The organism is Bradyrhizobium sp. AUGA SZCCT0431, from assembly GCF_018131065.1.
Lineage (GTDB): Bacteria > Pseudomonadota > Alphaproteobacteria > Rhizobiales > Xanthobacteraceae > Bradyrhizobium.
Window position 1 is genome coordinate 41,798 of the sequence record NZ_JAFCLR010000029.1, and the last position, 22,284, is coordinate 64,081.

General features: G+C 53.5%; 29 protein-coding genes and 1 tRNA gene. 6 read left to right on the forward strand and 24 right to left on the reverse strand.

Annotation, left to right across the window (positions count from 1 at the left end; translation table 11 throughout):
- Positions 1-35 precede the first annotated feature (35 nt).
- The 4 genes from JQ567_RS25475 to JQ567_RS25490 all read left to right on the forward strand — a co-directional run bounded on the left by JQ567_RS25475 (position 36) and on the right by JQ567_RS25490 (position 3,163).
- Entirely contained in the window at positions 36-1,010 is a 975-nt protein-coding gene (locus JQ567_RS25475; RefSeq protein ID WP_249165709.1) for a tripartite tricarboxylate transporter substrate binding protein, read from the forward strand.
- A 55-nt stretch (positions 1,011-1,065) separates the two neighbouring features.
- The gene (locus JQ567_RS25480) at positions 1,066-1,437 is read left to right on the forward strand and encodes a cupin domain-containing protein (RefSeq protein ID WP_212441352.1); all 372 of its coding nucleotides are present in this window, start codon (positions 1,066-1,068) and stop codon (positions 1,435-1,437) included.
- A 135-nt stretch (positions 1,438-1,572) separates the two neighbouring features.
- Positions 1,573-2,478 (forward strand): amino acid ABC transporter substrate-binding protein, encoded by a 906-nt coding sequence (locus tag JQ567_RS25485; RefSeq protein ID WP_212441353.1) that lies wholly within the window; start codon positions 1,573-1,575, stop codon positions 2,476-2,478.
- A 121-nt stretch (positions 2,479-2,599) separates the two neighbouring features.
- Positions 2,600-3,163 carry a putative glycolipid-binding domain-containing protein gene (locus JQ567_RS25490; protein ID WP_212441354.1) on the forward strand — a complete coding sequence of 188 codons (564 nt, stop codon included), beginning with the start codon at positions 2,600-2,602 and terminating at the stop codon, positions 3,161-3,163.
- A gap of 296 nt (positions 3,164-3,459) precedes the next feature.
- Here JQ567_RS25490 and JQ567_RS25495 read toward each other — a convergent pair whose 3' ends face one another.
- Entirely contained in the window at positions 3,460-4,131 is a 672-nt protein-coding gene (locus JQ567_RS25495) for a TetR/AcrR family transcriptional regulator (RefSeq protein ID WP_212441355.1), read from the reverse strand.
- 90 nt (positions 4,132-4,221) lie between these two features.
- On the opposite strand from JQ567_RS25495, the gene JQ567_RS25500 reads away from it, so the two are divergent.
- A complete protein-coding gene (locus tag JQ567_RS25500; protein WP_212441356.1) occupies positions 4,222-5,505 on the forward strand; it encodes a S9 family peptidase in 1,284 nt (427 codons plus the stop codon).
- A 69-nt stretch (positions 5,506-5,574) separates the two neighbouring features.
- On the opposite strand, the gene JQ567_RS25505 is transcribed toward JQ567_RS25500, so the two are convergent.
- From JQ567_RS25505 to JQ567_RS25575, 15 genes are all read right to left on the reverse strand, one after another.
- Positions 5,575-5,651 (reverse strand) — tRNA-Arg (locus tag JQ567_RS25505).
- A gap of 688 nt (positions 5,652-6,339) precedes the next feature.
- Positions 6,340-6,561, reverse strand: coding sequence for a hypothetical protein (locus tag JQ567_RS25510; RefSeq protein WP_212441357.1), 222 nt, complete (start codon positions 6,559-6,561; stop codon positions 6,340-6,342).
- Positions 6,562-6,581: 20 nt separating this feature from the next.
- The gene (locus JQ567_RS25515) at positions 6,582-7,007 is read right to left on the reverse strand and encodes a hypothetical protein (protein WP_212441358.1); all 426 of its coding nucleotides are present in this window, start codon (positions 7,005-7,007) and stop codon (positions 6,582-6,584) included.
- 603 nt (positions 7,008-7,610) lie between these two features.
- On the reverse strand, positions 7,611-7,904 hold the full coding sequence (locus JQ567_RS25520; protein WP_212441359.1) for a hypothetical protein: 294 nt from the start codon (positions 7,902-7,904) through the stop codon (positions 7,611-7,613).
- A 230-nt stretch (positions 7,905-8,134) separates the two neighbouring features.
- A complete protein-coding gene (locus JQ567_RS25525; RefSeq protein ID WP_212441360.1) occupies positions 8,135-8,323 on the reverse strand; it encodes a hypothetical protein in 189 nt (62 codons plus the stop codon).
- 791 nt (positions 8,324-9,114) lie between these two features.
- Positions 9,115-9,624 (reverse strand): hypothetical protein, encoded by a 510-nt coding sequence (locus JQ567_RS25530; protein ID WP_212441361.1) that lies wholly within the window; start codon positions 9,622-9,624, stop codon positions 9,115-9,117.
- On the reverse strand, positions 9,621-9,863 hold the full coding sequence (locus JQ567_RS25535) for a helix-turn-helix domain-containing protein (protein ID WP_212441362.1): 243 nt from the start codon (positions 9,861-9,863) through the stop codon (positions 9,621-9,623). The genes JQ567_RS25530 and JQ567_RS25535 overlap by 4 nt, the downstream gene beginning before the upstream one ends.
- 50 nt (positions 9,864-9,913) lie before the next feature.
- Positions 9,914-10,123, reverse strand: coding sequence for a hypothetical protein (locus JQ567_RS25540; RefSeq protein ID WP_212441363.1), 210 nt, complete (start codon positions 10,121-10,123; stop codon positions 9,914-9,916).
- Positions 10,120-10,338 carry a helix-turn-helix domain-containing protein gene (locus tag JQ567_RS39105; RefSeq protein ID WP_212441364.1) on the reverse strand — a complete coding sequence of 73 codons (219 nt, stop codon included), beginning with the start codon at positions 10,336-10,338 and terminating at the stop codon, positions 10,120-10,122. Before JQ567_RS39105 ends, JQ567_RS25540 begins: the two co-directional genes overlap by 4 nt.
- Positions 10,335-10,628, reverse strand: a complete 294-nt coding sequence (locus tag JQ567_RS25550) for a hypothetical protein (RefSeq protein ID WP_212441365.1) — start codon at positions 10,626-10,628, stop codon at positions 10,335-10,337. Before JQ567_RS25550 ends, JQ567_RS39105 begins: the two co-directional genes overlap by 4 nt.
- A gap of 314 nt (positions 10,629-10,942) precedes the next feature.
- The gene (locus JQ567_RS25555; RefSeq protein ID WP_212441366.1) at positions 10,943-11,200 is read right to left on the reverse strand and encodes a hypothetical protein; all 258 of its coding nucleotides are present in this window, start codon (positions 11,198-11,200) and stop codon (positions 10,943-10,945) included.
- A gap of 6 nt (positions 11,201-11,206) precedes the next feature.
- Positions 11,207-11,788, reverse strand: a complete 582-nt coding sequence (locus tag JQ567_RS25560; RefSeq protein ID WP_212441367.1) for an ERF family protein — start codon at positions 11,786-11,788, stop codon at positions 11,207-11,209.
- 164 nt (positions 11,789-11,952) lie between these two features.
- Complete coding sequence (locus JQ567_RS25565) at positions 11,953-12,165, reverse strand: hypothetical protein (protein WP_212441368.1); 213 nt, start codon at positions 12,163-12,165, stop codon at positions 11,953-11,955.
- Entirely contained in the window at positions 12,158-12,376 is a 219-nt protein-coding gene (locus JQ567_RS25570; RefSeq protein ID WP_212441369.1) for a hypothetical protein, read from the reverse strand. The genes JQ567_RS25565 and JQ567_RS25570 overlap by 8 nt, the downstream gene beginning before the upstream one ends.
- A 4-nt stretch (positions 12,377-12,380) precedes the next feature.
- A complete protein-coding gene (locus JQ567_RS25575; protein ID WP_212441370.1) occupies positions 12,381-12,932 on the reverse strand; it encodes a hypothetical protein in 552 nt (183 codons plus the stop codon).
- 2,319 nt (positions 12,933-15,251) lie between these two features.
- Between JQ567_RS25575 and JQ567_RS25580 the strand changes: the two genes are divergently transcribed.
- Positions 15,252-15,395 carry a hypothetical protein gene (locus JQ567_RS25580; protein WP_212441371.1) on the forward strand — a complete coding sequence of 48 codons (144 nt, stop codon included), beginning with the start codon at positions 15,252-15,254 and terminating at the stop codon, positions 15,393-15,395.
- Positions 15,396-15,537: 142 nt separating this feature from the next.
- Here the strand turns inward: JQ567_RS25580 and JQ567_RS25585 are convergent, their stop codons facing one another.
- From JQ567_RS25585 to JQ567_RS25620, 8 genes are all read right to left on the reverse strand, one after another.
- On the reverse strand, positions 15,538-15,861 hold the full coding sequence (locus JQ567_RS25585) for a nucleotide modification associated domain-containing protein (protein ID WP_212441372.1): 324 nt from the start codon (positions 15,859-15,861) through the stop codon (positions 15,538-15,540).
- A gap of 85 nt (positions 15,862-15,946) precedes the next feature.
- Complete coding sequence (locus JQ567_RS25590) at positions 15,947-16,513, reverse strand: NUMOD4 domain-containing protein (protein ID WP_212441373.1); 567 nt, start codon at positions 16,511-16,513, stop codon at positions 15,947-15,949.
- Positions 16,514-16,526: 13 nt separating this feature from the next.
- Positions 16,527-17,285: a metallophosphoesterase gene (locus tag JQ567_RS25595; RefSeq protein ID WP_212441374.1), complete on the reverse strand. Its 759-nt coding sequence runs from the start codon at positions 17,283-17,285 to the stop codon at positions 16,527-16,529.
- Positions 17,286-17,288: 3 nt separating this feature from the next.
- The gene (locus JQ567_RS25600) at positions 17,289-17,483 is read right to left on the reverse strand and encodes a hypothetical protein (protein WP_212441375.1); all 195 of its coding nucleotides are present in this window, start codon (positions 17,481-17,483) and stop codon (positions 17,289-17,291) included.
- Between the two features lie 152 nt (positions 17,484-17,635).
- A complete protein-coding gene (locus tag JQ567_RS25605) occupies positions 17,636-18,919 on the reverse strand; it encodes a hypothetical protein (RefSeq protein ID WP_212441376.1) in 1,284 nt (427 codons plus the stop codon).
- Between the two features lie 642 nt (positions 18,920-19,561).
- A complete protein-coding gene (locus tag JQ567_RS25610; protein ID WP_212441377.1) occupies positions 19,562-20,176 on the reverse strand; it encodes a hypothetical protein in 615 nt (204 codons plus the stop codon).
- Between the two features lies 1 nt (position 20,177).
- A complete protein-coding gene (locus tag JQ567_RS25615; protein ID WP_212441378.1) occupies positions 20,178-21,446 on the reverse strand; it encodes a hypothetical protein in 1,269 nt (422 codons plus the stop codon).
- Positions 21,439-22,284 (reverse strand): hypothetical protein, encoded by an 846-nt coding sequence (locus JQ567_RS25620; RefSeq protein WP_212441379.1) that lies wholly within the window; start codon positions 22,282-22,284, stop codon positions 21,439-21,441. The genes JQ567_RS25615 and JQ567_RS25620 overlap by 8 nt, the downstream gene beginning before the upstream one ends.

A 22,284-nucleotide genomic window follows, 5' to 3' on the forward strand; every position in this document is an offset into this window, starting at 1 on the left:
GTTCGTTCGACAATTAGGGATAGGGGACGACCACGATGAACATGATGAAGAGACGCTCGCTCTTGATTGGCCTCGCCATGGCCGCCTTTGCAGCAACTTCCGCCGCACATGCAGGCACCTGGCCGGAACGGCCGATAACCTTGATCGTCCCGTTCGCCGCCGGAGGCAGCACCGACGTAGCTGCGCGATTGCTGGCCGAGAAGCTTGGCGCAGAGCTTGGTCAGACGATCATTGTCGAAAACCGCCCCGGCGCCGGCAGCAATCTGGGCGCTGCCTATGTGGCAAAGTCGGCCCCGGATGGCTACACGCTTCTCCTGGCCACGAGCACGCTCGCCGCGAACGTATCGCTCTACAAGCGTATGGGCTTCGATCTGCAGAAGGATCTTGTTCCGGTTTCTCAGCTCACGAGAATTCCGAATGTCCTGACGATCAACAACAACGTCCCCGCAAGAACGCTTCCAGAGTTCATCGACTACGTGCGTCGCAACAAGGGCTCGGTCAACTTCGGGTCTTCCGGAAACGGCGCCTCACAGCACCTCTCAGCCGAGCTATTCAAGAAGATGGCGCAGGTTGACATGGTGCACGTACCTTATAAGGGAGGCGCCCTGGCCACCAACGATCTGATTGCAGGACATATCCAGGTCGTATTCGCGCCCCTCGTCGAGGTGCTTTCACACATTCAAGCCGGAACGTTGCGGGCGCTTGCGGTCACGACCAGGGATCGCGTGCCCCTTCTGCCTGAGTTGCCCACCATGACCGAGTCGATGCCTGGGTTCGAGGTGGCTCTTTGGAACGGCCTCTTTGTGCCGAACGGAACGCCGCCGGCGATCATCGACCGGTTATCTGCGTTGACCCAAAAGGTGATGACAGCACCCGCCGTGCAGAAACAGGTCAGCGAACAAGGCTCCACGGTGGTCGTCAGTTCATCCGGCGAATTCAAGACGTTTCTCGGCACCGAGATCGAGAAATGGGGCGGCCTAGTCAAGCTGTCCGGCGCCCAGATCGACTGACGGTGATGACAAGGTAACGATTAATAGCGCGACAGAGATGGACGGAGCAGAAATCATGAGTCAGGCGAGCGAATTTCACAACATTGACGATCCCAACGATGGCCTCTTCCGCGAACTCGGGACAGGTCTCACGACGAGAATTTTTTCGGGTGAGCAGGCCATGCTTTCGATCGTGACAATTGCGCCCAACGGCCAAGGCACCCTGCATCGTCACCCGGAAGAGCAATGGGGGGTCTTGCTCGAAGGCTCGGCCATCCGGGTCCAGGGCGACGAGGAGATTCCGGTCAAGAAGGGCGACTTCTGGCGCACACCGGGCGGCGTTCCACACACGATGCGGGCCGGACCGGAAGGAGCACGCGTGCTTGACATTTTCAGCCCGCCGCGGCCCGAATACAAAAAGGCTGGCAAAGGGTTTGCTGGTAGCTGATCGCCGGCCCGGCAATACAACTTGGATATAGCCGGTTTTCACAGTCGCTATGTCAGCGGTGGCCGCTTGTCGGCTATGGTCGCCCGGCAGTTCAGCCGCTGCCTTCCCGTTCATGCTCCAATGAGGTCCACCACCATGCGCCTGCCATTGACCATGCTTGCCGTTGCCATGATCACCGCCCCCGCAAGCGCAGCCGAGCTGACCGGGACGTTGCAGAAGATCAAGGAGACCAACCGGGTCGTGCTCGGCATCCAGGAAGCCTCGGTGCCCTTCAGTTATCTGGACGGCGATCAGAGGGTGATTGGATACGCCGTCGATATCTGCATGAAGATCGTGGACGCGGTGAAGCAGGAGCTCAAGCTTTCCAGCCTGAAAGTCGAGACAAGCCCGGTGACGTCGTCCAATCGCATTCCGCTGATGATGAATGGAACGGTCGATCTGGTCTGCTCGTCCACCACCAACAACGCGGAGCGGCAGCGCCAGGTGGCGTTCACAAACTCGCATTTCCTCTCGGCGACACGCTTTGCGGCGAGGAAGGCCGACAACATCACCACGATCGACGCGCTGAAAGGCAAGCCTGTCGTTGCGATATCAGGCTCGACCAACATGGTGCAGCTCACCCAGGCCAGCAGCACACGAAATCTCGGCGTTGCGGTGCTGGCCGCCAAGGACCAGGCGGAGGCGTTTCTGATGCTGGAGACCGGCCGCGCCGCCGCCTACGTCCTCGATGACGTGCAACTTTCCGTCGCGATCGCGCGATCGAAGGACCCGTCGGCCTACATCATCAGCGAAGAGGCGTTTTCGAAGGCCGAACCCTACGGGATCATGCTGCGCAAGGATGACGCACCGTTCAAGACCGTGGCGGATCGCGCGACAGCGAACCTGTACCGTAGCCCCGAGATCGAGGTGATCTACAAGAAGTGGTTCGAATCACCGGTGCCGCCGAACGGCCTCAACTTTCGCAATCCGATGCCCAAGGTTTTGCGCAACGCCTTCGCAAATCCATCCGACAGCGCGGACCCGGCAAGCTACGAGCGCTGAGGGAACAAAGGCTGACCCCCGCAAAGATCGCCGAACACGTATGCGTGTTCGAACCGCGGCGGCGTAACGCATGATCCTTGCCCCCGTAGGATAGAGGCTGGGGAAAGCAAGGAGACTTGCCATGAGCACATCCGTGCTGTTTTGGCGCCGGACCGATATCGAGGGCCTCGAACGCCTGGAACTGGCAATCGAGCCTGACCATGTCACGGCCACCGCCACCACTATCTGCCTCGACGCCGGCGGCTATCGCATCGATCACCGCTGGCGGCTCGATGCCGAATGGCGCGCACTGACCGTCACCGTGGAGCGCTGGAACGCGCAAGGCCATGGTCTGCTGCATCTGGAACGCGCCGGAACCGGCTGGCGGGTCGATGGCGTGCTGCGGCCGGACCTCGAAGGCGCCGACGAGCCGGACTTGTCGATCACACCGTTCTGCAACACCTTCCCGATCCGCAGGACGCCCCTTGGCGCAGGCGAAAGCCTGCCGCTTGATACCGCCTTCATCGACGGCCCGGCGCTGACGGTGGCGCGATCACGCCAGCGCTACGACCGGCAAGGCCCTGGGCGGGTACGCTACGTCGATCTTGGGCTGTCGTTCGGCTTTGAAGCGGATCTGGTGGTCGACGATACCGGACTGGTGCTGCACTACGAGCACCTGTTCGAGCGGGTCGCGCCGACCGCCTGACATGCGCGCGGCGCGAAAGCGTGACGCATGACCGTCCGTATTAGGCTTCTCGCATCAAGATGATTGGCGATCCCGGCATGACTCGAACATGCGAGCTACGGTTTAGGAAACCGTTTTCAGCTCAGCAACGTCAAAAACTTGGATGGTCCGGGTTGCAGATGTGTTGCGTTTATCGATGGCGGGGCCAGTCTGATCGGAAGAACCCGCACACCAAATTCGTAGTCTGGTCGGACCATTAAAATCATCGAGGTTCGTTATCATAACACAACGCCCGCCCCGAGACGCACGCAAGCGCGCTATAAATCTCGGCGATTCAAGATTGAACGCGACGAATTCGTGTAGCCGTAGCCGCTCAACAAGCGATCGATCAACTCAGCAACCGGCCAATCATCGATCTTCTCCGCGGTTACAAGAAGACGAAAATAGAGCGGTGCAATCAAGGTCTGAACAAAGACGATAGGGTCGGCGTCCTTGGGAAACTCTCCACGAGAGATGGCCCTGTCAAAGATTGGCTGCAGACGCTCGAACCTCCTTCGCCAATATTCCTGTCTGGCTCTCTGCAAATTTTCGTCACGAAGTTCAATCAGGGCGAGCATCGCCTGTCCTTGAGGGGTGTGGAGCAGAGCAACAACACGTCCCATCAGAGAAACAAGGTCCGATCTCAGTGTGCCGGTATCCGGTGCCGAAATGGCATCCTCGGCGAAATGCAGGCTCGCTTCCAATGCGAGCGACTGCCGCGAGCCCCATCTCCGATAAATCGAAGTCTCGTGTACGTTTGCGCGGGCCGAGACCTCGCCGATTGTGAAGTTTTCGAATCCATTTTCGGTTAGCACTTCGAACGCTGATTTCAGCACGGAATCGCGAACGCGCGCGCTGCGGCCGCCGAGCCGTTTTTGCCCACGATCAGGCGCGCCTGCCGGCTGAACTCCGCTTCCTACACTCTCTCGATCCGGTCGATAATGGCCCATGGCAAATACTCTAAACGCAATTTTACTTGCATTAAACAGAAAAATGAGCAACCACTAACGCAATAAGAATTGCATTAGCGGAGCCATAAGATGCTTCATTCAAGACTGGGCTGGTTTGCACTTGGCGCGCTGGGTGCAATTCTCGTGGCCTACTTCCTCACACGTCCTTCTGACCGCGGGCAAAGTCGTTTCTTTGCCGATCAGAGCTATCATTTTCAGACATTGCGTGCGCTCACGGACATCGCCGCGGATGGGGCCGATACGTCCGAGGTCCTGGAAACAATAAGACACATTCGCTCTGGCGACGCCCAAGGCTGGTTCAGCGCCTGGTCCGACACGGCAGACCGGGTTTCAGTCCGCGCGGAAAAAGCAATGGATCAAATTGCCAAAGGCCGCGCGCTGTTGCGTGCTCACAACTATTACCGCACAGCCGAATTTTTCCTTCCGCCCGAGGATCCGAAACGTCCGGTTTCTTCGGCCAAGAACATTCGATCATTCTACGCGGGACTCGATGCGCTGAGCGTTCGCTATCAGAGGATCAAGGTGCCCTACTCCGACGGGCACCATCTCGATGCAGTTTACTATCCCGGTCCAGAAAACCCATCGAAGAAAAAGCCGCTGATTGTTCTGGGCGGTGGCTTTGATTCGACGTTGGAAGAGCTCTATTTTGTGCTCGTCAAAGACGCGCATGAGCATGGCTACGACGTGCTGACCTACGATGGCCCAGGACAGGGATCAGTATTGCGAGATCAAGGTCTCCCCTTTACCCATGAATGGGAGAAGCCAGTCAAAGCAGTTGTTGACGCCTTTCTTGCTGATCATCAACGCCCTGAAAAGATGGTTCTCATAGGCATGAGCATGGGCGGCTATCTGGCTCCTCGCGCCGCCGCATTCGATGATCGCTTCGACGGCGTCGTTGCTTACGACGTGTTCTTCGATGGCGGGGCGATCGCGGCACGTTATGTCCCGCAGATCGTGGTATGGCTTGATGAGCACGGCTTCAACTCGATTGTTGATCTTATGGTCCGCGCCAAAGCCGCGTTGTCGCCAGGTTTCGCCTGGGCGGCCAGCAACGGTATGTGGACGACCGGGACAAAGCGTCCGCTCGACACAACAAAGGCCATGCAGAAGTACTCACTCGCCGGAGTAGCCCAACAGATCAAAGGCGACGTACTCATACTTGCGGGCGCTGACGATCACTTTGTTCCGATCGGGCAGGTGGAACAGTTTGAACGAGAGCTCACCAAGGCGCGCAGCGTTACAACCAAAATCTATGATCGAGCGTCTGGAGGCGCAGAACATTGCCAGCTCGGCGCCCAAACCCTTTGGCACGCTGATCTCTTCGACTGGATGCAAGTCAAATTCGGCAGCTAGAGGACTGCTGCGAGCAGTCCCGGCATCAGCCCGGCCGGGGATGGTGAAACACGTCGTGCGGCGAAGCGCTGGCGATCCCGGCATGACTCGAACATGCGACCTACGGTTTAGGAAACCGTCGCTCTATCCAGCTGAGCTACGGGACCGCGAATAGTTTCAATGGCTTAGCGGAATGGTGAAAATCCTAGACACGTCCTAGTCACCAAAAAAGCTCGCCACGGGTTAGGTGGCGAGAGTATCAGAGAGACTTCAGGGAGGCAAAGTCTGCTCTGGTGGCACTAAAGCTGGTCGAGGTTGCTTACGGGGAACCTCGGGAAGCCCGTCGTCACCGAGTGGGCCTCGGTACTTGGTCGCGTTCCTTGAGGAAGGAGCGTATCCGATCACGGGCCGCTTGCGCGATTTGGTGACATCGAGTGCTGCAATACTGCCGCTGTTCGAGGCCGAGCCAGTCCATGAAGTACAGCCTGTATCGTACCAGACCGAACTTATTCGTACATGAGTAGCACTTGTTTGCTCTACCCATTGACGACAGCCACTTGGACCCGCGTGCGACGGAACTGCGAGCGACACGCACAGGAACAGAAGCGAAATATCTTTCCCGCGATCACCGCGTGGTAGGTATCGTCCTGCCGCACTTCGAGCTGGCAGTAATCGTACTCACAACTGATACGAATCGGGACTTTCATGGGAGCCTCCTTTCTCTCCCAATTTTAACATTAGCTACATCCCCTCCTTATTCGGATAGTCCACCACCACCTTCTTGATGACGTAGCCGATGGCGACACAGAGGCCGAGGGCACAGACCGTGAGGATGATGTGGAAGGGGAGCATGGGTTAGAAGCCGTCCTCTTTCTTCGGTAAGTAGCGGTCGATGAAGCGGTTAATCAGTGCGTCGAAAGCGAGTAAGTCTCGCTCCCGCTGTTCGTATCGGTCAGCTTCGTTACGCAACCGCTGTGGGAGCGAAACAAAAACCGCTGGCACCGCATAACCACCTTCGGGATGTGGAGCTGCGTAGCTCGCTATTCGTCTCAGTAATGCAATGTCTTCTTCGTTCATATAGCTATTGATTGTTGTTACTAAATTACTTTGTACCGCCCTGTTGCGGCATCTTTCTTGAGCACACCTGCTTCGAGTAATGCTTCACGGAGGTCTGCCGCGCGGGCGTAGGAAATGCCGTATTTTTCCTGCAAGTAACGCGGTGTTAAGACCATCCCTTTGGTCGAGATATTGCGTGGCAATTGGTCTGCAAGCTCGTCAAACAGCTCGTCCTTCTCAGGCTCTGATACTGCCGCGTATTCATCCGCATCGATCTTCGGATCGTCGAGAATGGCGAGCGCCTCGTGGAGTTTCTGCGTGAAGCGTGCACCCTTATCGGGACTTCCAGCAAACAAATCGCTCGGGTAATGTTTCGAGAGTATCAGGCGGATCAAGCCGACCAACCCATAAAAACCAACGTGCTCTGCGAGGTTGTGAACTTGCTCTTTTTCCCAATCGTAACTCATGATGTTGTTGTGAATGAATAAGTCACTTTCTGGCTGTCGCGCTATTGCAGACAGAGGTTTTCTGTTTGGAGATTGCACCGCTGGCACACGATCTGAAGGTCATAGTATGTAGCACCTTCATATTTGGTGTGATGGAGCTGGTACTTTCCCTCGGGAATTTCTGAGAAGCACTGTTCGCATTCTTCGAGGTTCCGTCCGTCACGAACCATCATGTTCGCAAGGAGATTGCGGAAATGCCTACCAATACTGTTCGCTCCGTCTGCTGATCGAGCGGGGCCATTCGGCACGGGTCGGTAAGGTTTGGTGATGTACTGCACTCCTCTTTGACCTATTCCAAACCGCTTCGCTATCTCTGGTATTCGCTCTCCGCTCTTATATGCGGCGATGATGTCTGTTTGTCGCTGTGCTCTCTCTAAGTTCGTCATTGAGGGTCTTAATTATTTCTTAAGTCGGGAAACGGAGACATTTCCGGCGTGTGTCCAACGGTGCGAAACTTTCCCGGTACACAGGGGCAATCCACGGCAAACTCTTCTCCATGCGTGAACGTGCTCTGGTATGTCCCGCAATTCTTACACCTGATGCGGACGTATGTTCCGAGTACGCTCATACCGTGTTGAGTGCGAACCAGAGACGGGCGACGGCTTCGGTGGGGCTGGCACCGCCTCGGTAGGTCACACCATCGACTGACATCGCAATCCACTTCGGCGTGGGCTGCATATTGTGGGCGACTTTCAGAAGACCAAAGCGCTCTCCACACGCCTCTATGAGTTCTTCGAGGGTGGGGTTGAAGTAGAGTGTGCCATCGATGTCGTGGAAGGGGCCGCCCATTTGTTGAATAGGTACTTCTGTCAGCGGAAAGCCCGCGTCTTTCAGTTCCTTTGCTAATGCGTAGTCCATAATCGTGTTAGTTGAGTGGGGTAATTACAGCACCAGTAAGAGGTAGCGGTCGCACGTTTCGTTGTCGCAGAACCCTCCCACCTCGTAAAACTGGTTGAGTATTTCTATTTCGTGTGAGCACAGCTCCGTCAGACACTTGACGCAGATGTGTGTGTTGAGCAGCACTTTGTGAGGCTTCAGGTCGTGTTGGTGGTCGTCCATACGTTCTGTTGTTCTACGGTTTGTAATGACTACGTGATGCGGGAGCGGGCGTCGTCCCAGCTGATGAACAGCTCCACGTTCGAGCCGTTGTCGTTCTCAAAAGCCATTTCATCCAGCATCTCTACTATGCGGAGCTTCTGATCGTTTAAGAGTGTGGTGATGAAGGCCTTGCGGCGTTCAAAATCCTCCATCATGCGCTCGCGTTTGCTTTCGGTCATGATGAAACCCCATGATTTCTCTGTCTGAGCTAGCAACTCCTTCTCTTGGTCTGGTGTCATATAGTCAGGTTGGGTTTTTAAGTGTCGGGAAACATTGGATGGGCGACGTGTATACTTGTTCGTGGAAGGACTTGCGGGTGCTCAAGTCCGTGGAAACACGTTCATTGGTGTCAGATGAGCTAGCCTCTGGCGGCACCCTACCGCCCTTCTACCCACGCCTTCGTTTGGCGTGGGTTCTTTCTTGTCATAGTGATTATTGATTTAGTCTAAGTAACGATTTTCGGATGCGCTGTTGCACTTTCGACAAACAAGCAGGAGGTCGTAATATGTCGCACCGTCGTACTTGGTGTGGTGGATGTCGGGTGCTCCTGTAATCCTAGCCGGGCAGAGCTGACACCGTGTGAAATCCCGGCCCTCTTTGCGCATCATCGTCAGGACAATCTCTCGCATCTGGCGGGAGAGGCGATGTGCAATTGATTTCGGTGTGTTCATGATGTCGGGATTAAAGTTGATGTCGCGCACGATGCAGTTTGCGACGCGGCATTCCCGCTCCCCCGCATTCCCAGAACAACCACACACGGTGTCCCTGTTCTTTCGTTGGGTGATCTTCGCAGACCCACACCACCGTGGGGTCATTCCACGGAGCGAGGGGAAGTAACTCGTTCATACTCTCGCGATCAGTGAGCTGATAACGATCAGGTCAAGGCAGACGGACCCAGCGAGCATCACGACATAATATCCGTCCCATTCTCTTCCGCGTATTTGGCTCCATGCAATCAGACAGAGTATGGTCATACAGTGAGTAGTTTAAGCACCGCCGCACATGCTGCTTCGTTCTCGGGGGCGGAGAGTGGTTTGGTGAGGTCGAAGATAGCAACGTCGTTTTTGATCTGCACTCTCATCAGATTGCTCGAACACGACAGGTATGTGCCTTCGTCAGTCGAGTTGAGATCGAGCGCCCGCAACACATCCTCGATGGTGAGGGGTTTGCCGAGGATTTTCCACCTCTGCGCATTGTCTGCCTCCTCGTTCGTGATCGTTAAGCGGATGTATCCATAATCATCGTACAGTCCGCCTTCGTGGACGATAAGCATGCCGTCGTGCTCATTACAGTTGCCATCGCTATTCTCACAGCCGCGTCGCGTTTTGTGCGTCTCGCACACGCCGCACTGAGCCGCGACCATATACAATTCGTGATCTGCGTAGGAGTTCTGATCCTCGAGTTCGCAACCTTTCTGTATCCTCAACCGATCCGGCAGAAGCTCATTGATGCGGGTGCGGAGTTGTTCGTAGGGGGTCATACTCCAAAGAAGAACGCTATCGGCAGATTTGTAATGTGTGCGATCTGGTAGAGCTTCTGCGCCGAGATATTGCGGCTGTTGCTCTCGATGAGCGAAATTGCTGTAGGGCTCTCGAAACCAAGCTCGTTTGCAAGTTCTGTCTGAGAGAGGCCACATTCGTTACGCGCTTGTCGTACGCGTGCTCCAATATCCGGTTTCGCAGCAACGCTGTCCCGGTTTGGCAGTCGTTCGATCTTCATGGTGTTTTGATTAATTTTAATGTCGCAGAATGGTGTGATTTGCGATGCGTTTAATGCGAGGCATCCCACGCTTTGTCGTTTTCGGCACTGTGTTCATCGACGAGGTATGGCTTATGATCTCGATGATCTTTAATCCAGTTGTGCACTTCCTGATGGCGCGGGTCTTCTCTGACTGTCCATGAACCCCATGCTTGCTGTGCGTGGAGGATGCCGCTGATCTTCTCGCATTTCGGGCACCACAGGTAATAGTCCGTGCTCATATTCTCATCGCGAGCGTCTTTGGTGCTGGTTTCTGTGTCACTGTATACACGTAGTCCCCATGCACATTCTCCCCCTTAAACACGTAGCCTTCCTTCTCCAAGTCCATGATGCGGGCGGAGAGACGGGTGATCGCGGGAAAGGTTCTCAGGCAGTGGTTACGGGTGACGAAGTTCTGTTTCTCAAGTAATGCTTTGATGCGGTCGTTTTGGGTCATAGGTCGTGAGGATCTAGCCCCTCGTATTTATTCTTATAATCTTCGTGTGTTGGAGCAGTGTCAGCGAAGCCAAGCTCCATGCTGGGGAGTGCAATGCCATCCAAATTAAACTGAACCGAAAAGAAACGGTTCAAGTGTTCGGCTATTTCATCAATCTCTCCCTGCTTTTCGAGATCAGCAGTGCTCGCTTTTCCAAACATCGCTTTCTGTACCGTGCGCCATATCTCCTTCATCATCACGGGGGTCATTTCCAACTCAATGGTCTTAGAAAACGCAAGTGCAGGGGACACTCCTGCCTCCCTGCACTGTTGCGCTTTGAGTTCAAACCATTTGTGGAGCGCCCTGTTCTGTTGACTGGTGCGCTGCATACCTACTTGAATAGGACGAGGAACAGAAAGAGTATGAGAAGGAACATCATAGCCCCAAAGAAATACGGGGCTGTATCAGCAAGCTCTTGTTGCTCTCGCGCTTTGATCGCGTCGTACTCTTCCTGCGTCACACACTTGTAGCTCCGAGGTTCGATGTCGCGCATTTCTACCTGATATTGGCAGTTCTGCACGATTGGAGGTGGTGCTGGGGGTGGTGTTGTAATTACCACCATACGCTAGAAAGGAATTTGATCGTCCGCTGGCGCTTCCTCTCGCGGTTCGTCCTTCGGCTTCGGCACAAACGTATTGAGAACGAGGTACGGGCCTTTGTCTCCGTTAAGGAGGTCAAAGTCACACCATCCGTTTGCTTTCGTGTGCTCCTCTAGGAAGGCAACGAAGTCGTGGTAGTTAATGCCGACACGTCCGAGTACAAACTCAGGTGCGTTCTCAGGCTTCTTGATAAACACTCCTTTTGCGTAGATTTTTTCAGACATAGTTATTTATTTACCGAGTGTTGCCTCTAATCGGGCAATGATATCGGGGAGGTTCTGGTCTGTGACAGGTAGGTCGGTGATTTTGGTGATCTCTCTGATTAACTCTTGGCCTCGCTCCTTATGGCCGAGTTCTGCCATGAGAGCGGCGATGTGGAGCCTGTACCCAAGTGTCGGGTCTTCTTTCGCTGGCGGGGCCTTTTTGGTCGTTTGCGGGGCTGTTACGGCGTGTGCGCCGTCATCGTCGTCATCTGCTGCAATACCAAGTGCCGACGTGAGGCCGTAGCGTCGGCTGTAGGTTAGTGCGCTTCCCAATCCCTGTGCGGTCTGCTTATCAAGGATAAGTTTCCCTGTGGCGCGTATCCATTCGCCGCTTTTGTGCATGATGATGGTCGTGAGGCCATCACCATCTGGGAACTGCATGAAGGAGAGGCCATAAGTCGCGAGTGTTGCGCGGGTGCTGTCGATGACGTTGCCGAGTGTTGCGTATCTCCCGTAATTGGCTTTTGCATCCTTCGTGACTGTCGGTGCGTCAGCTTGGAAGTTGAGTAACGCCGTCGCGATGTTCTTAATCTCTGGTGATGTTTCCATATTAGTGTCGTGGGTCGTGGCCGTGATCGGCCTCCGTGTAATCTCCTTCTCCTGTTAAGTGTTGGTACGCGATGAAGTGGAAGTCACCTGTGTTCTTTGTAAGTTTCGCGTGCTGTTCCGCTTCGATGTCCGTGATGTACATGTCACGGGCGGTTTCTTGTTCGTCAGTTAGATACGTCTCCATGTTGTTCTTTGAGCCTAGCTTTTAATGTGTCTCGGTACTGTTCCGCTTTGAGGACGGAACCAATAACATCTTGGGTGTCTTGGTTCATTTCAACGAGGCGGCGTTCCCAATAGGCCAAATCTTCCTCGGCACTATCAATATCCTCCTGCGTGACTGGCTCCTCAGAGGCCCAGCCTTTCAGAATGTCATTCATGGTCGGTTGGTTTACATCCGTTGAGTATCTTCTTGCCGCACTCGCACACCATCCAAAAGATAGCGGCGTTGTCGGAGAGATATTCGGTGACGGGCTTCGAGTAATCGTGGGTATGTTTGGTCATAGGACGGCTATTCAACATCAAGTATCGGCGCTTCGCCATTGCCAAACGTGCTTTTTTCTCGTCTCGTTTGTAGAACAGTGCGGGCATAGGTCTATGTCGTTAAGAATCTAATATCTTCTATCGTTCGTTTCATCGCTGGAGTGGCGCAGGTCCAGTGATTAACCGAGCCTTCGATTTCGAGCCACACACGAATGACGAACTTCTTGATCTCCACCTCGTCCATCGCAAAGCGGGCTGCTTCAACGTCGGTGAGGGTTTCGCCTGTTATTTGTTTGTAATGTCCTTGGAGGGTTGGGATTTTGTACATCAATCGGCCGTACGAAATTGCGTCACGGCGGTTGAGAGTGCCGCCTGCGTTGTTGTCGTAGACGGCGGGGATGCCTGATGGATTTTCACAGGCAATCATCTCTGCGACGAGTTTGTCTTTTAATGCTTCGATCTTCTGTTCAAGGTTCGGTGTCTCGTCAGCGTGTGCCACCGTTGCGACGATGGGGTTAATGACGGTGATGGCTTTGTTATCCCATTCGCTTTTAAAGTAGCTGAACGCGAAGAGGCCGATACCGAGGATAAGGGTGCCGATAATGAATTTGGTCTTGAGGGTCGTGTAACGGCCTGTAGCGAGTGATCGTGTTTGATTAGTCATAGTAGTTGGTTCGCTTACGTTGCGCCCGCTTACCAGAAGGCGCAACGTGAGAGAGGTAAGCGATTAGGTTTTTAATTGGTCTGTTCTTCGATGGTTGGGAAGGCTTGCTTTTTATGCGTGATGCAGAGGCCGCGATAGATGGCTTCCTCGAAGCATCCGTCTACTGTGCAGCCGTCTGGTTCGTCGTGTTCTCGGGTCATACGCGGTTACTGAGTTCTTGGCAGAGCATCATTGTTTCTTTGACGCTCTTTGGATACTTGGGAAAGTTCGGGTATTTGTCGCGGAGCTGTCGTTCTTCTTTCGACATCCGCAACATCTCCTCAAACATTTTTGAGAGATCGTCGTTGTCCATACGTTCTGTGTTGTTAGTCGATTAAGGGTGATGCGTATGTGGGGAAGCGCATTTCTGCGTCGGACTAAAGCTAGCCGTCCGATATTCCGATACTTGCTCCCCCAACTACGCACCACCATCCTCACTCTGATCGCGTTATCGCGGAATGAGGGTCTATGAGTTCGCAAGAGAGAGGGAGTGACCTGACACGCACTTACCGTTTCCTAGGTAAAGTCATGGTTATGCGCTAGCCCAAACCAGTCAGGCTCAGATGTCCCCCTCTCTACTGCGAACGTGTTAATGAGCTTCTTCACCTATCTTCTCATGCTAACGAACGTTTGCAAGGAGTAGGGTGTTGATAACTTTTAGGAGCGCTTTTTACGCTTACGTTTAGCGATTTTAGACATCATCGCAGATACTTCTTTTTCAGACTTTCCTTTTGTGCGTGCGCTCCACGAAAGTTTGCCGAGTTCTGATGCAGGGTTCATACAACGGAAGACGTTATAACGAGTTTCGGTACTCGTTCTCGGTCGGTCACTTTGAGTAGTCTTATAAACTCTTCGTTCTTCTCTTTTTCGAGGATGAGTCGGTATCCAGCTGTTTCTAAATTGCCAACCGTTAAATTGTGTCGAGCTAAAAGTCTGTCAGTTGCTTCGTCGTACAACCGAGTCTGCTTATTGGCGATAGCATCAATAGTTTCGTCCATATCCACCCATGCTATCAAACGCTCGCATAAACACGAAATGAGGGTTGGGGATAGCAAAAAACCGCACATCGCTGCACGGTTTTCGGCCAATCCGACATTCATAGATTATCACAACAAAAAGACCGCTATGTGAGCGGCCCCTTTGCGTATGACTGAAATGCATCTTGAAAGAACGTGATCGCATTTACCGAGCGATCTTCGGGACACCTTGTGATGTAGGGACACTGTATTCTTTTAAGATGAAGACTTTGTGTAGCGCGCATCACCGCGCGGATTGTGTTTCAAGTAAAGGGAGTTGAGGCGTTGTTGAATGTACACGTCGCCGTTCTCTGCCTTACAAAAGCAACACTCCTCACGGTCTTCAGGGAGTGACACACCGTGCCGACAGAACTTCCCTCGGACGTAGTAGGCTCGCTGTTCTGGTACAGCTAACGATTTGATGAGTGTGCGTATCTGAATGACTTTCGGGTGCGTGTTCCAATTCATAGATGAAATCTAACTCGTAACTCGTCGATGACTTTGCGGTTGTTCTTAGAGGCCGCGTCTTTGATCAAACGCCACAGGTCTTCAGGCATGAATATCGCTTTTCTCTTTGCTTTCATATGAAGTGATAGCATGTGCTAGCACCAGTCCCTCCCACCTATAATCCCCACCCCTCCCTTCTTCCCTCTCCCCTCGGGAATGGCTTTGTGTCCACAGGCTCGGCTTGTCAGCGTCACTTGTCACTCTAGTCATTCTTACAATCGCTTTCACGATCATTCCCATCGGGTGTCGGTCAAAGTACAGGTTCTGATACCTCTTACGGTTTAGCCTCCGTAACTCCTATCAGTCGGAGCCTTCAGGCGTATGAGTAGTAAAGCATGAGAGTGGAATGAAGTGTTTTTACAATTGTGTGGATAACACGAGGTTGGATGAAATTGGCGCGCTACAATAAGAAGTAGTGAGGCTCACAACGGCGTATTTCGACGCTACGTCCCCACGGGAAATCTCATAACACATCAGGAACGCAAACCCTCCATCCCGTTTTCCCTAGCAGTGAGCCTCACTACTTTGAAATATGCACAGCGACAAAGAACGAATGCGGGCGAAGTTCTTACAGGAACACCCAGACAGCGGACTCAGTTTGAGTCGGTTTCGCAGTAAGTATTTCCCGAGAGGATGGCGACGGCTACAGGATGACGATGCAACACACTTTATTTGTATCCCCTGTGATGCGATCTATGAAAAAGAGTATTTAGGCACAGGAGAGATCGCAAAGTGCGGATGGTGTACGGGAGAGCGTGTGAACACCTTTGTGAACTGGGAGAACTGGTGCGCTATTGAAGCGGATAAGCAGAAGAAAGAAGAATGGGCCGCGTTCGGGGTCACACAGAAGAAAGTGACGGGACGGCGCTACTTCACGAATAACGAACGGCACTTGGACTAGTATGCGGTTCGGAAATGACTATGAACTGCACATCTGCTTGCGGTGCAACTATGTCCACTCGAAACGAGAGATGTTCTACGCAAAGACACAGGTGGATTGGTCGGGCCGTATCTCTACGTGCTGGGGGTGTGTGGAGCGGGTCTTAGCCGACGCTCTCACCTAACTCGTCGGTGATCTCCGCCCATGAGGGACGGTTCTGCGTCTCCAAATACATTCTCAGAATGACGGCATAGTTTGCGAGGTCGGAGAGCGTGTCTCCAATTGCTTCATCTGCCACCTGTGCATCCTGATGTAAGAGGGTGGCGATGCGCGAGAGTTTATCCGACATACGGACTAAGATTGCCTGTTCCACAGGGATGCCGAGCATGGCAGAGAGTTTGAAATTCTTGAACGCGTCATCGCCGTTCGTGTAGTCGCTATTCTTCTTACGGGATATTTCTACGTTGGCCGCGTAGAGTTCGGCCATGCGTTGGAGGAATTGTTTTTGGTTCATAGTTAGTCGTCAAAAGGGGCCAAATCATCTCCATAATCTGGTAGAGCTGGCCCCGTGCTCATAAAGGTAGGTGTCTCCAACTTCGTCCGTGAACCATGTGTACGACGGCCGACAATCCCAGACCGTACTTCGCGGCGAGGAACGTGGTGGTGGCACCGTTTTTGTACTCAGCGCGAATCTTTAAAACTATTTCGCCTGTGGTTGTAGCGCGGTAGCATTTTTCTCCATCAAGAGCGCCCGCATATTTTGGGGAGGGTTTGAGGCCAGTGGCAATAGCATGGCGCATATTCTCCTTACCCGTTGCCCACTCCAAGTTTGAGAGTGTGTTGTCGTGCTTCACTCCGTTCTTATGATTCACCTGCGGTTTGTTTTCGGGGTTCGGTATGAATGCCATCGCGAGAAGGCGATGGAGCTTCACAAGCTTCATCTTTCCATCAATGTAGAAAGAGGTTACGACGTATCCATGCTTTCCGATGTAGGATTTTTTTATCTGCCCCTCGTATTCACGAGACTTCACTCCCCACGGGCTGTTTATAAGACGGGATGCGCTTCGCACGCGCCCCTTGCTGCTAATTTGATAAAACCCTTCGTATCCGACTGCGTCCTTCCAAGTTTCATGGCTCATAACTCCTATCATATCATCCCGAATACACCTTCCCGTTGTAGCTGAAGCGATGCTTAAAGATGCGGATGACGTTGTAGGTGAAATTTCCGTCAGGGAAGAACTCAAAGATAGTGAGGGCTTGCTGCCACTTGTCAGGTGCGCCGTGCATGTACGATTGTGGAAGACAGAGACACCCAAGCGACTGTCCAACCATCGTGTTATCAACGCCGAGCATTTCTGCTGAGTGGCACTGCACGTCGTGGATATGCCCGTAGAAGATGTTGCAGCCGTACTTGGTGACGTGTTTCTTGGCGTGGTTTTCACCACCGTACCGTCCGTGGATGAAGTTAGCCTTACCTATTTTGTAGACCTTGTTCTTCGACCACGAGGGCACCCACTTAATTTTTCGTCTGCCAAATTCGAGGCACGTTGGTACTTCGATCATGCCTTCAAGCTGAGGATTGGCATCAAGGTAACGATCAACACGAAATTCGTGGTTACCCTGTAGAAACACAAATTCCGCATCCTTATTACGGGAGCGGATGAGTTTTTGATGTCGGTCGAGGATGACTGCGGCTGCGTCGTATTCGAGGTGAATACGTTTCCCCTCCACGGCTCTGAGATTGTTCTTGTTATGAGAACTAATGCAGTCGAAGTCTATGAAGTCTCCGAGGTTGAGGTACCCATCAAAGCGGAGGTCGGCCATCAGCTTCTCCACCGCCGCGAGAGAACGCTTGTCCTCGTAGGGCGCGTGTATGTCTGTGAGGACCAACCACCGTTTGATAGTTTCCACGGCTTAGTTTTTGCGGATAAGCCCCATGCTCAAATCCTTTCGGGAGAGCTGACCCCACACGAGCATGACGATACCTGCGAGGGTTGTGAGCGCTTCTACCAAAGAAGTCTCTGCACCTTCAGGAAACACGATGCCGAACTGATTGAACACGAGCACAACGATGCTGATAATTGCACCGATAGCTGTCTTAGAAATCATGTGTTTATTGCTAACTTGTAACGTCCTTTCCCCGCGCGTCGAGAATCTGTGCCCCGCCGTAGCGTAGGTCTAGTTCTGTGGCGATAGTCGCGTGCGCTTTCGTTGTGAAACTGGAAGCGTCGTGTCCGAGGAAAGAGCGGCTTCGATTGAAGCTAAAGGAGGGGAAGAAAATTCCGCACGATTAGACCGCGTTTCTTTGCGGCCGCTAACCACGCGGCGTGAGTGTAATTTGCCTTGAAAAGTCCAGTAGCGCTGTCGTTGCTCATGATGGAATTGGCTCCGAATATCCCGACATGGCCTGTCACATTTCCGACGGTCGCAAAAATCGTGACGCATCCAATCTGTGGGACTTTGATTTCACGGAACTGGTGGTGGTTTTCGAGTGTCTTTTGCAGGGTGATGGTGCTGAGGATGATGGGGAAGCTCGGAATGATTTTGGCGATGATGCGACTAGCGGCTTCACTACAGCCCCGTTCGTCTGGTGCTTTCTGTGAGAGGTCTTTCCCGAGGGCTGCTTTGGCGGCTGCGTATAAACGCTCAGGAGCCGTCTTCACGGGTTTTACAGGTGTAGGAGCCACAGGCGGTTTAGATGGCGCTACAGGGCTAATAGGTGCCAATGCGGGGCTTTCTACAGCTCCCTGTCCCTGTAGCTTGGCGATCATCTGCTTTAAAAGCACGATGACGCGCTGCATGAGTGAGATTTGGATAGCTTCGGTGCGCTTGGTGACATCGTAGCGTTTTGCCAACAATGGCTTGAAATCAGCCCAGCGAATTTTCTTTAAAAGTGGTTCGGCGCTGTCTTGTGCGAGGAGGTACTTGCCGTATTCACCACCGATCACCACGGTCCAGTGGAAGTCTTCGTGGGTGCCCTGTTTCCACCAGTAGCCATTCTCGTCAATGACGTTCCAGCCCACGGACACACCAACGGGGGAGTATTGCAAGGCATCCCAAATGGCTTCAGGCCCACCAACAATCGTGTCGTGTTTCAACTCAAACTCACTCCTAAAATCAGCGAAAGCGTCTTTTACAAACTGAGGAAGCGGCGCGTAGTACTCAGCAAACGATGCGATGTCGCGGAGCGAGGGCCAGCGGCTTTCAAATGGTGCTCCCTCAGTTCTCAGAATCTCTGCGTTCTTGTGGGGGTCGCTACCCTTAATTTTGTCGGTGCTCGTGTACTTCGCCATCGCACGCTGTGAGTAATTGCGCGTGAGGCCGTACTTTCGCTTGATGAGCATTTCGAGCGGGTCGAACGAGTTTATCCATCCACATTCAAAGGTGTCCCCCCACGGGTAGACTTGGATTTCTGTATTGGCAAAGGCAGACCAATTACGATCTGCTTGGAGGATGGGCGCGGTTATTTTGGAGGTCGCACCAAATACCCACGCTTGCGGGTCGGCAGAGGGGTCATGGAAAAAACCAATTTGTTTCTCCGTCACCGCACAATTGTATCACGCGGTCAAGAGGGGTCTCATGAAGCCTTCACGTCAAGCTACCACCCGCCACCTTCATCGGTCAGTGCGTAGTAGGGAACAGTGAATAGGAGCACGACACACAGCTGTATCAGCTTTGGAATGCCGATGAAGATGACGTTGAGCCAAAAGCCTAGCGTTTTGTTATCTGGGATTTGTGATGACATGCGTGCAAAAGAATGTCGCTCATGTCGAGATCGCGAGTATCAAAGAAGAAGGAGAGCAACCACATATTAAAACTGAAGACCCACAACGAGGCCCCCGAGAAACCCGATAACAAGTGGCAGGACAAAAATAGCGGTGAGGAGGAGTTTGGTATTACGCTCGTTCGGCATATCAGTCGTGTTCAGGACACTCGTGGTAGATGTTTCCGTGTGTGCAGTAGGTTGGAAAGAAGTACTCAAACGCAAGAAAGAGTGTGGCGAACGGCGCGACGATAAATCCAAGGAGGCCGATGAGAATATCCCGTATGCGGAGTGTGGGTTTCGGCTCAGGCTGGCGAAGCTGTGCAAGCGCACGTCCCAACTCCTCTCCGTCATAGATTGCTATTTTTGTTTTCATACCAAAAGCCTACCACCGAATCGGCATCGGTACAGTGAAGGCTGTGGATTACCACCAAAAGGCGACAAAGTTTCTGAAGGGTTCGGCTGCCGCGGCTCCTCCACCAAGTGTGCCATCCAGTTGAAAGTAAATATTCGAGGTGCCGTGATCAGAACAGCCCACAGCCCATGAGCCAGCGGGGTTGCCTTTGCCGCACGCGTTAACGCTCGTATTGGTGCCTGCGGGACCGACGTAGTTCGCGTTGTCGGTGGTGGTGAGGGAACGATTGAGCGTGAGCCAGTACGTGCCCGCTGCGAGGTTACAGGAGGCAATGGCCGATGAGGTCGTGGAGAACGAGGTCGTGAGTGGCGCGGGGTCGATGTTTGCGCCTGTACAGACCACCGCGTTTGGGAGGCTCGCACTTTGGTCGTAAATGAGCACGTTGAGGCCATCAGTTGGAGACCCTGCGGCTTTCTTTAATCGAAAGTACGCGGTGTCGGGCGTACACGCGCTCGCACAGGTAAACGGTGTGGCAATAATCCACTGTACGGTCGCGTGGTTTTTCGGAACGTTGAGGTTGAAGTTGAAAGCTGTATCTGAACCTGCATATGAAGAGCCGAGCACGACTGCTGAAGCGGTTGACGGGAGTAAGAACGCAAGGAGCAGCGCGGTAATGAGGCGCATACTACTGCGATGTTTGCGGGCCGCTAAATGTGCAATTCACTTCGGTGGGGGATGACGCGGGCGTTCCAAAATCCGCTGTAATGAGCGTGCCTTTTACGATGACGTTATTCGATGAAACGGTCTGTTGGCCGATGGTGGATGAGGCGCGAACCATTTGCATGTTCGTCGCTCCGTGGACGAGTTTTACATTGAGTGTGCCTGTGTTGGTTGAGCACCATACGCTGTTCACGGTCATTCCGTAAGGCGGGATTGCAAAACGCACAGTCGTTGTTCCTGTCCAAGCGGTGGTTGTTGCATATGGGATCGAGAATGCTTTGGTGGGAGTAACGAGTGAAAGTCCGCTTCCGTCACCAATGATCTGCGTGAGATTGACGGTCAGGTTTGTTGTCGAGGCGTTTACAACGGTCATCTTGTCGAGTGCTGCGGAGTAGGTGAACGCCGTTTCTGAGTTCAAACCATCGGCTGCGGTCGAGTAGAGAATACAGATGGTGCAGCCGAATGTGGATACGCCTGTTCCACCCTGTGCTACAGCGAGGTCGTTGGTGAGTGCGAGCGTGCCGATGGTAATACTGCCGAGGAGCTGTGCAGCGACTGAGGTGGTGGAGTGGCCGAGGCCCACGGCAGACCATGCGTTTGCTGAGGTCGTTGAAAACGAGAGGCCAACCGAGCGCCAGAAGTTTGCGCTTGTCGTGGAGAAGGCATTACCCGTGTTTTGCGTGAGGAAATAAGATGCCGATGTGGTGCTGAAAAAGTACCCCTTATCAAAGAGCGCGAGCGTGGTCGTTGAGAGGCGCGAATTGAACGAGGCCCAGTCAGCGGTTCCGATACAGCCGAGCACGGATGGGGTCGCTGTGTCGCAGTCGAAATCATCGCCCGTGCGCGTGAGGCCGTCCCCTGCGGTGAGGCTTTCAAAGATGTTCGCTGCCTTCCATGCTGCTGCTGAGGTGGTTGAAAAGAAGAACCCCTTATCAATCGTGGTGAGGTGCGCCAGTGCTGACGTAGTTGAAAAGGCGAGGCCGAGGGATGAGAAGTATTGAGCGGATGTGGTGGAGAACATACCGTCACCTGCGGCCGTGATGCCAAGCGACGAGGTCGCAACTGCTGTGAGGCGTCCTGCGGTGTTACCGAGTAGTACGTAGTTCGCGGGGACTGTTGATGTGCCTGTTCCTCCCTGTTGGACGGTGAGAGCGGGTGTTGCGCCCAGTGTGACACCACCGAAACTGAATAAGCCGACAACGAACGCGATGATAGAAGTGAGCATATTATCCAATTGCGTACACGTCGGACCCTACCTGTGGGGCAAAGTCGAGTGTCGCTGAAGTTCCTGTAATAGTAACACCTGCTGTATGGCGGTAGCTTGCCCCGTTCACAACAACGATAGATGGCTCTGAGGCAAACGTGTAGGTGGCATTTACGCCGTCGATGTCACCTGTCGCGGTCAATACCGCGAGTGCGCCACCCGCTGCTGAGATGGTGATGTCGTTGCGACCACTGGCGAGGTTGTGTGTGATAGCTACACCGCTTCCCGCGATAAGGTTGATGTACTGCGCAAGTCCCTTTTTGGTGCCGCCTATGTAGAGCCGTACACCAACAGGTGTTCCCCCGCGCCCAATGGGACGAGCGGCGATGACTTTCAGCTCTTCCTCAAGCTCTGGGAGGCCTTTGATAGCTGATTTATCGAGGCGGTCGTCACCTTCGAGGGTTTCGAGTTTGTCACGCAATTCAATCGGCGTGTCCATGATCGGGTCGCGTGTCTCAGGCATAACGATACGGGCGAGGACTTCTGAAACAATGCGGTCTTCGTCAGCGTCTTCACCATCGAAGTAGTCAACGCCTTTTACAGGGGTGTAGCCGTCGTTGCCGTTCTTGAGTGTTTGAACAAATGCCTTCATCTCTTCGAGAGTGACTGAGGTGTCACTGTCGAGTTTGGTTTGGAGCTGGGTGATGGTTTGAACGAGTGCGCGAATGTCTTCTTCGGTCTTTGCCTCGAACTTCTTGACGGTCTTTACGACGTTGGAAAAGGCTTCGACAAATTCTGATTTGGTCGATGCGTCATCGAGGAGCGCGAGGAATTTCTGTGAGGCTGTTTCCTTAGAGGGGGTTTCCAT

Excerpts from the sequence above, each read along its gene's own strand:
- JQ567_RS25490 (WP_212441354.1), top strand. The coding sequence starts at position 2,600 with ATGAGCACATCCGTGCTGTTTTGGCGCCGGACCGATATCGAGGGCCTC.
- JQ567_RS25525 (WP_212441360.1), bottom strand. The coding sequence starts at position 8,323 with ATGACCGAAAGCAAACGCGAGCGCATGATGGAGGATTTTGAACGCCGC.
- JQ567_RS25530 (WP_212441361.1), bottom strand. The coding sequence starts at position 9,624 with ATGACCCCCTACGAACAACTCCGCACCCGCATCAATGAGCTTCTGCCG.
- JQ567_RS25535 (WP_212441362.1), bottom strand. The coding sequence starts at position 9,863 with ATGAAGATCGAACGACTGCCAAACCGGGACAGCGTTGCTGCGAAACCG.
- JQ567_RS25515 (WP_212441358.1), bottom strand. The coding sequence starts at position 7,007 with ATGAGTTACGATTGGGAAAAAGAGCAAGTTCACAACCTCGCAGAGCAC.
- JQ567_RS25575 (WP_212441370.1), bottom strand. The coding sequence starts at position 12,932 with ATGACTAATCAAACACGATCACTCGCTACAGGCCGTTACACGACCCTC.
- JQ567_RS25600 (WP_212441375.1), bottom strand. The coding sequence starts at position 17,483 with ATGATTTCTAAGACAGCTATCGGTGCAATTATCAGCATCGTTGTGCTC.
- JQ567_RS25495 (WP_212441355.1), bottom strand. The coding sequence starts at position 4,131 with ATGGGCCATTATCGACCGGATCGAGAGAGTGTAGGAAGCGGAGTTCAG.
- JQ567_RS25485 (WP_212441353.1), top strand. The coding sequence starts at position 1,573 with ATGCGCCTGCCATTGACCATGCTTGCCGTTGCCATGATCACCGCCCCC.
- JQ567_RS25475 (WP_249165709.1), top strand. The coding sequence starts at position 36 with ATGAACATGATGAAGAGACGCTCGCTCTTGATTGGCCTCGCCATGGCC.
- JQ567_RS25565 (WP_212441368.1), bottom strand. The coding sequence starts at position 12,165 with ATGAATGACATTCTGAAAGGCTGGGCCTCTGAGGAGCCAGTCACGCAG.
- JQ567_RS25585 (WP_212441372.1), bottom strand. The coding sequence starts at position 15,861 with ATGGCCGAACTCTACGCGGCCAACGTAGAAATATCCCGTAAGAAGAAT.
- JQ567_RS25570 (WP_212441369.1), bottom strand. The coding sequence starts at position 12,376 with ATGCCCGCACTGTTCTACAAACGAGACGAGAAAAAAGCACGTTTGGCA.
- JQ567_RS25480 (WP_212441352.1), top strand. The coding sequence starts at position 1,066 with ATGAGTCAGGCGAGCGAATTTCACAACATTGACGATCCCAACGATGGC.
- JQ567_RS25590 (WP_212441373.1), bottom strand. The coding sequence starts at position 16,513 with ATGAGCCATGAAACTTGGAAGGACGCAGTCGGATACGAAGGGTTTTAT.
- JQ567_RS25620 (WP_212441379.1), bottom strand. The coding sequence starts at position 22,284 with ATGGAAACCCCCTCTAAGGAAACAGCCTCACAGAAATTCCTCGCGCTC.
- JQ567_RS25500 (WP_212441356.1), top strand. The coding sequence starts at position 4,222 with ATGCTTCATTCAAGACTGGGCTGGTTTGCACTTGGCGCGCTGGGTGCA.
- JQ567_RS25540 (WP_212441363.1), bottom strand. The coding sequence starts at position 10,123 with ATGAGCACGGACTATTACCTGTGGTGCCCGAAATGCGAGAAGATCAGC.
- JQ567_RS25555 (WP_212441366.1), bottom strand. The coding sequence starts at position 11,200 with ATGTCTGAAAAAATCTACGCAAAAGGAGTGTTTATCAAGAAGCCTGAG.
- JQ567_RS25560 (WP_212441367.1), bottom strand. The coding sequence starts at position 11,788 with ATGGAAACATCACCAGAGATTAAGAACATCGCGACGGCGTTACTCAAC.
- JQ567_RS25510 (WP_212441357.1), bottom strand. The coding sequence starts at position 6,561 with ATGAACGAAGAAGACATTGCATTACTGAGACGAATAGCGAGCTACGCA.
- JQ567_RS39105 (WP_212441364.1), bottom strand. The coding sequence starts at position 10,338 with ATGACCCAAAACGACCGCATCAAAGCATTACTTGAGAAACAGAACTTC.
- JQ567_RS25520 (WP_212441359.1), bottom strand. The coding sequence starts at position 7,904 with ATGGACTACGCATTAGCAAAGGAACTGAAAGACGCGGGCTTTCCGCTG.
- JQ567_RS25610 (WP_212441377.1), bottom strand. The coding sequence starts at position 20,176 with ATGCGCCTCATTACCGCGCTGCTCCTTGCGTTCTTACTCCCGTCAACC.